Origin of the sequence: Phocaeicola sp. RTP21198st1_B8_RTP21198_201120 (genome assembly GCF_040929485.1) — a bacterium.
In the GTDB taxonomy this organism is placed as follows: domain Bacteria; phylum Bacteroidota; class Bacteroidia; order Bacteroidales; family Bacteroidaceae; genus Phocaeicola; species Phocaeicola dorei.
In genome coordinates this window covers 1-13646 of the sequence record NZ_JBCOCI010000003.1, presented here as the reverse complement: position 1 = coordinate 13646, position 13646 = coordinate 1, and the positions used below count along the sequence as shown (strand labels likewise).

Sequence of the window (13646 nt, the reverse complement as noted above, 5' to 3'; positions counted from 1 at the left end):
GATTTACAATCTATCAGACTGAAAGAATATACAAAATTTGTTACACACCATTTCCAGAAAAACGGGAAGTACATTAATAAAAATGTTATATCTGAAATATATCAACTGTTTGACGGCATAATATGCTACATCCGGTCTATGATCGTTTTTTTGAGTTTTGGCTGAGAAGAACATTAAAAAAACTGATGGAAGATTCCGTGTGTAATCAAAATTTGACTTCCCGTCAGGAGTTACAATCAGTTCATAAGGATTGATGGTGGTTTGTTGTGTTTCTTCCAAATATGTAACTAAATATTTAACATATATGTCTTTACAAGCACATTTATATAGTAATCGAATTCGAGTTAACAGATGTTTATCAATAATTTCTAAAGACCGATTTACTATATAGATTTACCCAAGTATACATTAATTTTGTATACTTGGGTAATAATTTATTGGATAATTAAGGAGAAAGTTTCATCTTTTCCTCATATCTTAAATCTAAATTATTTAGCAGGTAGGTAAAGTATTTCTTTAAATTCACCAAAACCACCAACATTGGGTACATCATGCGACAGCTTCACAGTAATAACCCCGTCTTCCAAAGCACCTTTGCCTGAAACAAAAACTTCTCCATAGGATGCGTGCTTCCATGCCGGCTGAGATTCTACAGTGACCTCATTGGCTTCATTAACTTTGAAGACAATGTTATATCCTTTTTCATATAAGTTCATAGCTTTATACCATGATATCTGGTCTGCTTTTTGAACTTCCACTTCCCAAGTTGCAAAATCTTCTCCTTCCTCTGCCATAGCCGCAGATTTAAATGTTCCAGTTCCTAATGAAGAAAAAGTATAATCCCTATAAACAGTTATGACTTTATCCGAAGTCTGGTCTATCGTAACCATTTCCTCCGGCAAAGATATCTTGACTTTATAATTCTGTCCAGGAGTTATATCTCCAACTGTAACATGAATATTGGTCTTAAATTCCCCTGCTGCGAATGAAACCGAGGAAGGTACGGTAATGGAGGCAGGGAGTTCCTGCTCTTTATCACCGACAACTAATGTTGCTGATAAATTAATTGTAGTAGCTTCCGAAGATTTCGCGCGTAAGACTTCTACATCAAAACCCTCATATCCTGTGGAAGGAAAGGAAACCGATTGTGTGCCTGTGGCGAATGTCACCCCCATTGTTGTGCTATTGTATATATCTCTTTCATTGTCGGTGTTGCACGATACAAAAAAAGTTGCAGTGGCAACAAACATGCCGATTATATATTTATTTACTTTCATAATTTACTTGCTTACAGATTAATACTATTTATGATCACCTATCGGATTCTGATCTTTGCTAGGATCCATGTTCGGATTACCATCAAATTCCGTTTGAGGAATAGTTAATACCCATGCATACGACTCAGGATCTTCCGTATCTGTACCAGCAATTAAAGCACTGGATGGCCAGCCCATGTCTGCAGTACGTCTGAACCCTTGTTTCAGACGGCGTATATCATAGATACGTCCAAATTCTCCCCAAAGTTCAATACGGCGTTGAATTATAATTTCTTCAAGTAAAGAACCAGTTTCATCTGAGGTGAGCTTACCTAATGCCGTTCCTGTTTTTTTGCAAGTGTAATCCTCATCACGTTTTTGCATTAAACTGTTCAACATCAGTTGTGCGCCTTTGTCATCATTTAAACGACAAGATGCTTCTGCTGCGGTTAAAAACATTTCCTCAATACGCATAAAAATATAGTCACCCGTCCATTTCGCATAATCTTTAAACTTGAATTTTTCTTGTTGGTAACCATTCTTTTCATTATTCTCGTCTTGTGGATTCCACCATTTTTTGCGGACATCATTTGTGCCTAGCTTTGCATAAAGCAGTTTGTTTATCTGTTTTCGAGCACTAGCTCCATATTTCCCTTGATCCGCATCCATGTGTGTAAAGAAACCTGCATACATTCCGGACTGGTCGGCTATGATTTCGGCCGCCCACATCACATTATTGGCAGTAGCATCATTCATTCCACCGGTTACCGCAGTTCCAGTGCCGATACTACACCCACTTTTGCTTATTGCGGCATTCGCGGCATCCAAAGCGGTCTGCCAGTCTTCCATCACTAAAGCGACACGAGCCTTTATACCTGAGGCAACAGCCTCATTGATATGGCTGATATGTTTTCTTTTACCTGAGTTGCCCAGCATGGTAATTGCTTTGTCAAGATCCGAAGTGATTTGTTGATATACTTCTTCAACCGTTGCGCGCCCTTTACCTTCTGTTGCAATATCAGTCGGTTCTGTATAGAGTGGTACACAAGGTTCGCTTTCATGTCCTTTATAAGTGCGAGAAAACATTTGTGCCAGCATAAAATAACTGTAAGCACGTACAGCGTAGGCTTGTCCAAGCACATAATTCTTTTCGGTTTCACTTCCAGACATGGTTTCCTCTTCTGCCAAAATGTAATTGACATTAGAAATCCAAGTGTAATAGCCATTCCACATATCATAAGAACGCCATCCGGTAGAGGTATATCTTGATTTTACGTTGTAAACGCAATCATACCAAAACCAGCCGCTACCTTGTCCGTTCATAATGCAATCTTCACCCATAACATCTGCCACCAGATTATAAGCTGTGATACCGAAACATTGATGAGTGTTAGAGCTGTTTGAAACCCCTGCTGTATACATTGCTCGATATACACCATTCAATGATACTAATGCATTAGTTGCTGTTCCTAATAATTCGTTGCCAGAAACAGAAGATGAAGGACTGGTTTCCAAAGCATCCTCACTGCAAGCTACCACAGACATTGCAGCCATCCCGGCAAATATGTATTTAAATATTTTTTTCATACTTTCCTGTATTCTTTTAAATTGTTAGAAATTAATTTCAAAACCTACTGAATAAGTCTTGTTGGGAGCATAAGAATAGTCTGTTTCGCCCTTGAAGTTATACTGTGGGTCCATACCGTCCAAATGAGAAAATAAAGCGAGATTATCTACCGATCCGAATATGCGGACAGACTCTAGCCCGGCCTTCTTTAGCCATTGTTTGGGAATAGTGTAGCCCAAAGTGATATTTTTGATAGCAAAGTATGAAGCATCAACTAAAAAACGGTCTGAAGCTGTGTAGGAACCTCCAATTTGAATACGAGGTACATCTGTGATGTCACCAGGTTGTTGCCAACGTCTCAAAGCATGTTTGTTCCATGTATTGCCTGCATACATAACTTCCATAGAACCAGCGTATAATGAATCATAAACTTTACCTCCTATAGAATATGTACCCAATATTGACAAATCGAAATTCTTGTAAGAGAAATCGGTATTGATACTACCATATAAATCAGGTATACGGCTGCCGGAATAATATTTGCTGTTCGCAGCTTTTTGATAGTCACTGCTGATATATTCGTTAGTGATGTTGCCATTATCATCCTTATCATATACCCAATAGAGCTGCGCTCCTGTTGCAGGATCCACACCGGCAGATTTAGCCATATAATATGTATTAATAGGCATTCCCTCTTTAATACTGAAAACTCCCTTGATAATTTCAGGAGATTCCCCAGTTAGTTTCAGCACTTTATTGGTTACAGTAGAGCCCATCCAAGTTAAGTTCCATATAAAATCAGTGGTTTTGATAAGGGAACCACCTAAACTAAATTCAAACCCGGTATTACGCATAGAACCGATATTCGCATTGTATTCAGAGAATCCACTAGAAGTAGCCTTAGGGTATCCCAGCAACATATCCGTTGTTTTGCGGTTATAATATTCAGCACTAACATTCAAGCGTCCGTCAAACATACTTGCCTCAATACCGACATTTAAATTACCGCTTTTTTCCCATGAAAGTTTTTTGTTTTCCAAAGCACCGATCAGACCTCCTACTTGATTGGCATTCGGATATTCCAATGGATAGAGTCCTTGCCAAGGATAATAATCCGGTACATATCCTCCTTCAAGACTATCATATCTTAACAGATTATCATTACCTTGTTCACCATAACTGATTTTAGCTGATAAATTAGAAATCCAAGTCAAATTCTGCATAAACTTTTCTTGTGAAATTCTCCAGTTGGCACCGACAGACCAGAAAGTACCCCAACGGTTATCTTTTTGGAAGCGTGAAGAACCGTCCGTACGGATAGAGGCTGAAAAATAATATTTTTCATTAAAGTTATAATTGAATCTCCCAAAGAAGGATTCCACACGATAATCTTCCGAATACGAGTCTGCATTGTATAGATTTGTACCCGGACGCAATTCAAGAATACCATCTACTAAATTGGTTTTTCCGGCAGACAGAAATTCATATTTGTATGCATAAAATTCATGACCAACCAAAAGATCGATGTTATGAAAGTTAAAAGAACGCCCCCATGTCAGTAACTGGTTAAAAGTATAAGATTGGGTTCTTCTGTTATATTTCATCAACAAACCGCCGGCAGCTGCCTGATTACCATGGTGCATATTCATATATGATTTTTGAGATTTGTTCCGGTAGTCCAGACCAAAGTTTAAAGTCAGCTTAATACCTTTAGCCCATCCGGCATCTTCCGAATCTGAGCCGAATGCCAAAAATGTGCGCAAACCGGCTACATCTGTTTTTATATCAGCCTTGTCATCTACCAAACCGCCTACGGGATTGAAATCACTATACTGTGGGCGTTGTACACTACCGTCACCGTAGTCCAGTTGGCGATTTCCATCGGCATCTAATACATCTTTACCATCTTCTCCCTTTATATACACCGGGTAAATCGGAGCCATAAATTGTGCAGAGTACCACACATTTGAATTAGATGAACCTTCGTAATCACTGAAATTTTGTGTGGAATTGGAAAGTGACACATTCAATCCAGTCTTCATCCATTTATTCACTTCTGTGTTTATGTTTGCACGGGCATTATAACGTTGGAAACCGGTATTAATCAAGATGCCATCTTCATTTAAATATCCCAAAGAGAACATATATTTGGTCTTTTCTGTACCTCCATTAACAGACAACTGGTGTTCATGACGAAATGCATTGTCTCTTTGTATTGCATCCATCCAAGATTCATTCCATGCGGATGTAGCATCACCCTGCACTCTACCTGTTGCAGGATCTATAATTGTTCCCCATGTGTAATTTTTAAATGGATTATATTGTTCTCCACCTAAAACGCCACCTAAATCTGCTGATGCTTGTCTACCGGCAGCTTCCCAGTTATATCCATTGTCAAAGATATATCCGTTGCGTAAACCTTCATACGTTAACTGTACAAATTCTTTTTGGTCAACCATGTCATAGGCTTTCAAGGAACGTGAAGACCAACCTGCCGTAGAACGCCAAGATACCTTAGTCTTGCCTTCTTTTCCTTGTTTGGTAGTAATCATAATTACACCATTTGCACCACGGGCTCCATAAAGGGCTCCGGCTGAAGCATCTTTTAAAACTGTCATGCTTTCAATATCGGCAGGATTGATAGAACTCATATCTCCACTAAAAGGTATTCCATCAACTACATACAAAGGATCTTGTGAGGCATTGATGGAACCGTAACCGCGAATCACGATCTTGGCAGCTTCGCCAGGTTGACCTGAGCCTGAAGTTGTTAACAGACCTGTAGTCTGTCCTTCCAATCCTTTAGTAACATTACTTATAGGACGTAATTCCAGTTTCTTATTATTAATAACGGATGCTGATCCTGTAAAAGATTCCTTTTTTGCAGTACCATATGCAACAACCATCACTTCTCCAAGCACTTTAGTATCAGATTTTAAAATGATGCTAACATTCTGTTTGATAGAAACCTCTTGACTAGCCATCCCGATAAAGGAAACCACCAAAGTCTTTGCAGAACTAAAATATACAAAAAAGCATCTAGTAATCAAAGTTTTAGCATTCTGTTTTCTTACAGATATACAATATTACGTCTATTATAACAAACTATAAATCAACTATATATTATAAAAAGAAAAAAATAATTTGATTTTATGTCTACTTTTATTCTACCTTAAGCATAAAAAAGATGCCTAGTAATCTAGGCATCTTTTTTATTATAGACTTATTATTAGTTATTCGTTTTTATCAGTAATCTCACTATTGGCATTTAACTCTTTATCGGGGATTTGATAAATGAATAATTTACTACCTGCAGGGACTTCCTTTGGAGCAATCGCACTATGATTAATTGCATGTGTCCTATCCAAACTTTCATTACGACGTTTCATATCAAATAAACGACGACCTTCACCCCACATTTCAATACGCTTTTGAAGTTCAATTTCTTGTAAAAGTGCATCACTTGTTGCGGATGTTTCATATTTTGGATTACGAGTTTTCATAATCGTAGTCAGCATTGTTTTGGCTTCACTTTCTTTCCCTGCCCTATATAATGCTTCTGCAGCTACAAAATACATTTCACCAGTACGCAAATAAATATAGTCAGAGCAAAAAGTATCACCTGTAGGAGTAAAACCAGGCGCGGTAGAACCTACATCAATAAATTTGCGCTGCACATATTGTCTTACTTTATAATGAGTATTTGCTTCTCCCAAATCAACTCCAAACCATTTTTTACGAATGTCATTATCTGAAATTTTTTCATACAAATCACTGGAAATCATTTTGTAATTTCCTAAATTACCACCATATCCCGGACCGTAAGGATCAACTTGACTCATGAATGAAGCGTAGAATGTATTCGTTTCACCATTAATATCAGCCCCCCACAACACTTCGCTCAAAGAAAGGTCATTAAAGCCGGAAAGTAATTCTTTTTCACTCATCAGTGAGCCACCTTCAATAGCCAATTTTGCGTATTTAGCAACTTCATTCCATTGATCGGGATAATCATTAACAAATGAAAGAATGTTTGCATAAATAGCAGCTGCTGCATATTCATTTAATTCATCTTTCTTGGATATTCCTTTTCCTTTCAAATAATTATATCCTTTATCTATATCACTTAATATCTGTTCATAGACCTCACCTACAGGAACACGATTCAATTTGGTTTCAGATTCAGTATAAATAGGAATACCTAATTTATCTTTATTCCATTCATAAGGTTGTTGGTACATGTTTATTAACCAAAAATAGCAGTAAGCACGTATAGTGTAACTTTGTCCCAGCATCTTCTCAACACTCTCATCACCGCTGTCCGCTTGTTCTTTCAGACCGCTGATTACTTCATTTGCACCACTGATTACAGCATATAATTCTTGCCAGTAAGTGGTAGTACGACGATAACTTGAAGCACGGTTGTCAAGCAGATAATCATATACGAAGAAGTGTGAAGTCATATACGCCATATCATCTCCCATCAAGTCTGTGGCCAATTCAAATGCCTTTAACCCGAAATCATCATGACTTTGCTGTGCTTCCGGAGAAAACATATTTTTGTAATATCCTGTAATGTATGCTTGAATAGCTGTAGGATCTTTATCAAGCAAATCTTTAATTTGGTCCTCTGATGCATTTTCTGAAGGTTCCTTGTCCAAAAAGTCATCGCTACAAGATCCCATCATAAACGCTGCAGCCAATATTGCTAAATATTTTGTATATTTCATAATTCTATTCTTTTAAAAGTTCAAATTAATGCCGAATGATAAAGTACGAATCGCAGAATAATTGGCAGCCGAATATCCATAAGCATATTGGCGGGGGTCCATACCTTTACGTTTAGAGAATAAAGCTACATTATCGGCAGATACGTAAATACGTGCACTGCTTGCTGATATTGCTTTCATCCATTCTTTCGGGAAAGTATATCCTAATGAAATGTTACGGATGTTAAAGAATGATGCATTTATCAAGAAACGTGAGGATTGGCTATTACTATTTTGCGCACCATCCATTATAGGCACATTTGTATTTTTGTTTTCCGGAGTCCAAGCATTCAAGATATCCTTATGCCAGTTGCTGCCAATATTGCTTCCCGCATGCATGAAAGAAGAATACATGCTGTCATATATCTTTCCACCAATTTGAAAGTTTGTAGCTATAGAAAGATCGATTCCTTTGTATGCAAAATCAGTTGAAAAACCTCCTTGGAAATCGGGCAAAGTAGAACCTAATTCATATTTGCTTGCCTGAGTATAGTCTTCGGTTACGGTCCTTCCGGTCACCTTGCCATTAGCATCTTTCTCATCCATATACCATTGTGCCGCTCCTGTCTCTGGATTAACACCTGCATATTCATACGTATAAAGATCATAAATAGACCCTCCTTCCATTAAGCGGAACAAAGAAGCGGTACCATGAATAATTCCATTCTCTCTTTTGTCTTCTGGAAGATTCAAAATCTTATTGCTATAGTGTGTACCGTTAAAAGATAAATTCCATATAAAATCTTTTGTTTGAATTGGGGTGGCAGAAATGGTAAATTCAATCCCCTTGTTCTGCATATCCAACAGGTTCATTGGAACGTAAGAAATTCCAGAAGAAATGGGATAAGGCATATTGTACAACATATCCGAAGTCTTCTTCAAGAAATATTCAGTTTCTAGTTTCAAACGGTTATTAAGAAAAGCAGCTTCCAAACCGATATTTAAATTTTTGCTTTTTTCCCAAGTCAAATCTTTATTTCCACGATAAGTTTCGACTACAGAGAAATCTCCGTTATTATTGGTTACAGAATATTGCTTCAAATATGGTTGATAGACTACATAACCATTTATATCAAGAATTCCATCATTACCTTGTGTTCCATAACTTGCTTTTAGTTTAAGATTAGACAACCATTCCACATCTTTCAAAAACTCTTCCTGTGTTAATCTCCAAGAACCTCCGACAGACCAAAAAGTACCACGCCGGTGATCAGGATGGAATTTGGAAGATTCATCTGAACGAATACTTGCAGATAGATAATACTTGTTATCAAAATCATAGTTTACACGACCAAAGAAACTTTCCATACTATGTTCTTGTGTATATGAATTCATATCACTCATAGTTATGGCATTGTTGAACTCAGGATTTCCAATAGTATAAAAATTGTATTTATGAGTATACTGATATTTCAGTGTATATGAATAAGATTCGTGACCAGCCATTATGTCAATATTATGATGGCCAAATGCTTTACTATAAGTTAAAAGTTGATTTGCTGTAAACGATTCAATACGTTGATTATATTTATAAGTACGACCATTCACATTAGCAGCATCCCCATATAACTGATTCATATGGTCTGTACGGATTTGATTCATTAAATCATAACCAATGTTAGCAGTCGCTTTTAAACCATCAATAATATTAATGTTGATAGTACCACGGCCATTAAAATTGTCATTCAAAGTCTGATGCACATCCAACCCAGAGTTAGCTGCAACATTTTGATTACTGAAACCGCCCATACGTGTACTATATGTACCATCACCAAAATCATAAACAGTGTTGCCTTCTTCGTCATATATGCGATTTCCGTTTTCGTCATACGCATATACAGGATAAATAGGAGCGATTTGCTGAGTGAACATAAAGGCATTAGAGTAATTAGACAAACTAGCATTTTGTGACTGGCCTGCATTTTTTTCCGCTCTTGCGTAAGCCAAATTACCATTGATGTCAATAAACTTATTTACAGTATGATTAATATTGGCACGTGCTGAAATACGTTCGAAGTCAGTATGCCTTAAAATTCCTTCATCTTTCAAATATCCCAATGATAAAAAATGAGTTGTCTTAGCGTTACCACCTTGCAGACTCAAATTATATTCCTGACGCATACCATTATGTAATGCGGCATCAGCCCAATCGTCATTATGGCGGAGAGCCGCAGAACTAACTACACCATCTGCTGAAACCATGGCATTATTAGCTACACCGATGAATGGATTGTACCCAATGCTACCTATTAATCCTTCGGAAGCTTCTGCACCTGTAGATTGATTTTTCAAAGTATTCCAAGCTGTTAGTACGTATTCTCTTTGATCTTTCATGATATCATATTCTGGAACACCACGAGTATTTACTCCCCAGCGTGCATCAAGAGTTACTTTGGATTTATCTACCATACCTTTTTTGGTAGTGATCATCACAACACCATTTGCCGCACGTGAACCATAAAGAGATGCAGATGCAGCATCTTTTAATATAGACATGCTTTCAATGTCGGCAGGATTCAATGCATTAACAGACTCTTCATCATAAGGCATACCATCAACTACGTATAAAGGAGCCGACGATGCACTAAAAGAGCCAATACCACGGATTCTTATTTTAGCATTTTCTCCAGGCTGCCCACTGGTGTTGATTACTTGTACACCTGCTGCTGCACCTTCCAAGGCTTTAGAAACTGAAGAAACCTGCATTTTTGCTATTTTTTCTCCACTAACAGCAGTCGCAGAACCTGTAAAAGACGACTTTTTCGCAGTACCATAAGCTACAACTACCACATCGTCAAGCATCTCTGTATCAGATTTCAAAGTGATATTAACAGTCTGTCTTATAGCCACTTCTTGTGTAGCCATTCCGATAAAGGAAACCACCAAAGTCTTTGCAGAACTAATCAGTTATTTAATTTATTGATAATCAGTATTTAATACACTAAAGTCTTATCTGTTTTTCTTTATTTAAGCCATTCTAAGAGTATGAAAATAATTGTTTTCTACCTTTCTTCTACTGAAAGAAATAATAGACGTATAACATTTTGTAACACTCACCGCTGCCCTGTTCATAAAATGAAACTAAATTTATTATCTTCACTGAAAAGATATCGATAGCCCCTAAATAACATAAATTTGTTCTTAAAAGAGCCCCTTATCTTTGCTTTAAAACAATCTTGGCTTTTTAATAAGGTTCATCCTGTATAAATAGAAAATATGTGCAAAAAGAGTGCTACGAAAATTTTCACTATTAATAGAAATATTCTTTTCAAGCTAATAGGAAGATTTTATATCGTACAGAGTTACACATTCCTAAATATACAAAATGATATTATAAGGTTACATGTTTTTCTAATATATGAGTTTATACAATACTAATCTATGAATAACAATTAATATTAAGTTGTATCATTATATCCATGTTCTCACTTTTTGTTTTTTACATAATATTCTAAATCTTTGTTTTACAGAACAATATGTATACAGGTGTATAAATATCTGTTTTAGTATCCTTCTCTTTTCCCGTTTCTCTACAAAAAGTGAGGTAAACGAGAGCATAATCCACATAACTTTATATTAAATCAAATGAAGACAAATATTATTAGTCAAAATGGCTTTGATTAGTTTTATTCTTGAATTCTAATTTATCCATTTTAGGTCTATTTGTTTTAAGCTATACTTGTATATTACTTAAGTTACAATTTGATTCTATAATTATTACAAAATTATTAATTCTGTAATTCGTATATATATTATATAGATCTTAAGAATGTCCTACAATTTCTAAGCATTGAGCTTTAAGTAAAGTTTTTGGATGGATAGCCTATATCTTTCATTTATGTATTGAATGTATTGCCAAAGTTGATATTTCTTGGTCTTTTTATATTTTAAGGCTTCCAAAAGATTGTTTGCTCTTCGAATTACAGAAGAAAACAGGGGGCATGAAGTAAAGTGGCAAACTATTATCATCATTTTCCGATGCAAAATTTTATATATGAATATTATATGGTATACATATATGATTCTTGCAGAAATTCAAGAACTTTGGTACCTATTTTCTACCCAGTTATGCCAAGATATGAATATTGTCACATTTTATTTCTTTTAGTTTATCGTATTGCAACCACAACAAAAATTTATCATGTTCACAAAACGATAAACTTTATTAAGAAGATAAGACTACATTCACTTTTGAAAATGACCCTTCCTCGTCTTTATAAGAAATATTGTATAGACAATAGAGTTTACTACCTTTTTTGACATTTTTTTAGATCTCGTACGATTGTACTTCCCATTACTTCTCCATAAATTTGTGTTGTAGCAAGATTTTTATGTCCTAACAATTTTTGTACAGTTGTTATATTAGCACCTTTATATATCAATAAAGTAGCATTGGTATGCCTTGCAGAGTGGAATGAAAAGTGTTTGTTTATTCTAGCCAATTTACCAATTCGTATCAATTCTTTATTTACGCTTGAATTATTTTTTATTGAAAAAAAAGAACTCCATTTTCCTTGGTATTTTTGTAACAAAGTTAAAGCTTTACCTTCAAACAATAAACTTAAAGGCAATTTCACTTCTGCACCAGTTTTGACAGAGTCAAAGATTAGCCATAATTTTCCATCCATTTTTACGATATTTTTCTCATTTAAGCTTACAAAATCAGAATAACGCAATCCCGTATAGCAGCAAAATAAAAATGCATCAAGAGTATGTTCCAAACAACTATTTCTTCCTATCAAAGACACTTCTTCTAATTTTTTCATTTCTTCCGGTAATAAAAAAACATGCTTTCCTTCTTTCATTTTAATTTTATATCTTCTAAAAGCATAGTTATTAGGATCGATGTATCCTTTATTAATTGCAGCATTAACAAAAGATTTCAAATGCTTCATGTGTTTAGCTACTGTATTTGTTTGATAGTCGGAATCATAAAGAAATTTTTCAAAATCTGTAACGAAATTATAGGTTAAGTCTTCAAACTCAATTGTCGGTTTGAACGATTGTAAAAGGGATATTGTCGTTAAATGGTTACGCTTTGTGCTGTCTTTTAGCTGAGAAGACATTATTTCTTTACGTGCAAACCCTAAAAATGAAGCATCTGTGTTCGATTTGAACTCTTCTTTTATGAGGCTTAAGGTTATTGTCTTTCCTTGCCTCCACAAACTTAATTCTTTCTTTTCTAATTCTATAATAAATTCATTAAGCATGCCATTCAGTGCATCTTGATTAGGATGCTCTTTAATAATCTTTCTTTTTACATCCCATTGTTCTGGCCGTAAATAAACATGCGTAGAAAAATACACTTTTTTTTTATTCAAGTAAGCTTCAACTTGAACTAAAGCAGTTCCTCTGTCATTTAAACTTTTTTTTCGATTGTAAACGAAACGATAACTGATTTTCCTCATAATTTAATTCTTTAAATTGAAATTCTATAATAAGACGCAATAAAGAAAAGTAGAAAAGCATTATTCTGCTATTTTGTTCTCATCTTTATATTTATTAGGCGATTTGTTAACGTTTATAGGTTAATGTATGTTTATATGGTCAGTTATAATTTGAAACTCTCTTTTTCTTACGACTTTAAAAAAAGAATAAATATGAGGTTTATTTTCGTTTTTTGTGAGTTTTAAATGCCCAAAAGCATAAAAATATAGCAGTTTAGTATGATTTTTACAATAATTTGTTTGAGATTACAATTTTATTCATACCTTTGCAATTTGTTAGAGTGAATGAATTTATATTAATGTAAAGTTAAACTTTAAGAGAGAATTTTATGAAAAGAAAATTAATGCTGTTATTGACCTGCCTTTTTGTAGGTATAGGTTTGGTAACCGCTCAGATCACGAAAGTAACAGGTACTGTTATTTCGGAAGAGGACGGATTACCCGTAGTTGGCGCCTCTATTTTAGTAAAAGGTACCACTGTAGGTACAGTTACTGACATGGATGGTAAATTTACATTATCAAATGTTCCAAGTTCTGCAAAGACTTTGGTAGTTTCCTTTATCGGAATGGCTACACAAGAAGTGGCTATAAAACAGACTGTCAATAT

The 13646-nt window shown here is 35.4% G+C and carries 7 protein-coding genes; 1 reads left to right on the top strand and 6 read right to left on the bottom strand.

Annotated elements, in window-relative coordinates:
- Positions 1-488 precede the first annotated feature (488 nt).
- The 6 genes from AB5935_RS02610 to AB5935_RS02585 all read right to left on the bottom strand — a co-directional run bounded on the left by AB5935_RS02610 (position 489) and on the right by AB5935_RS02585 (position 13000).
- The gene (locus AB5935_RS02610; RefSeq protein WP_038611164.1) at positions 489-1277 is read right to left on the bottom strand and encodes a hypothetical protein; all 789 of its coding nucleotides are present in this window, start codon (positions 1275-1277) and stop codon (positions 489-491) included.
- 24 nt (positions 1278-1301) lie between these two features.
- Positions 1302-2843 (bottom strand): RagB/SusD family nutrient uptake outer membrane protein, encoded by a 1542-nt coding sequence (locus tag AB5935_RS02605; RefSeq protein ID WP_007836406.1) that lies wholly within the window; start codon positions 2841-2843, stop codon positions 1302-1304.
- A 24-nt stretch (positions 2844-2867) separates the two neighbouring features.
- Positions 2868-5873, bottom strand: coding sequence for a SusC/RagA family TonB-linked outer membrane protein (locus tag AB5935_RS02600; RefSeq protein WP_257219793.1), 3006 nt, complete (start codon positions 5871-5873; stop codon positions 2868-2870).
- Positions 5874-6056: 183 nt separating this feature from the next.
- Positions 6057-7553 (bottom strand): RagB/SusD family nutrient uptake outer membrane protein, encoded by a 1497-nt coding sequence (locus AB5935_RS02595; RefSeq protein ID WP_007836414.1) that lies wholly within the window; start codon positions 7551-7553, stop codon positions 6057-6059.
- Positions 7554-7565: 12 nt separating this feature from the next.
- The gene (locus tag AB5935_RS02590; RefSeq protein WP_007850892.1) at positions 7566-10478 is read right to left on the bottom strand and encodes a SusC/RagA family TonB-linked outer membrane protein; all 2913 of its coding nucleotides are present in this window, start codon (positions 10476-10478) and stop codon (positions 7566-7568) included.
- A gap of 1361 nt (positions 10479-11839) precedes the next feature.
- Positions 11840-13000: a site-specific integrase gene (locus AB5935_RS02585; protein ID WP_007836410.1), complete on the bottom strand. Its 1161-nt coding sequence runs from the start codon at positions 12998-13000 to the stop codon at positions 11840-11842.
- Positions 13001-13368: 368 nt separating this feature from the next.
- On the opposite strand from AB5935_RS02585, the gene AB5935_RS02580 reads away from it, so the two are divergent.
- Positions 13369-13646 (top strand): carboxypeptidase-like regulatory domain-containing protein (locus AB5935_RS02580; RefSeq protein WP_151849976.1); only part of this gene is annotated, 278 nt, incomplete at its 3' end.

Excerpts from the sequence above, each read along its gene's own strand:
- AB5935_RS02595 (WP_007836414.1), bottom strand. The coding sequence starts at position 7,553 with ATGAAATATACAAAATATTTAGCAATATTGGCTGCAGCGTTTATGATG.
- AB5935_RS02610 (WP_038611164.1), bottom strand. The coding sequence starts at position 1,277 with ATGAAAGTAAATAAATATATAATCGGCATGTTTGTTGCCACTGCAACT.
- AB5935_RS02605 (WP_007836406.1), bottom strand. The coding sequence starts at position 2,843 with ATGAAAAAAATATTTAAATACATATTTGCCGGGATGGCTGCAATGTCT.
- AB5935_RS02585 (WP_007836410.1), bottom strand. The coding sequence starts at position 13,000 with ATGAGGAAAATCAGTTATCGTTTCGTTTACAATCGAAAAAAAAGTTTA.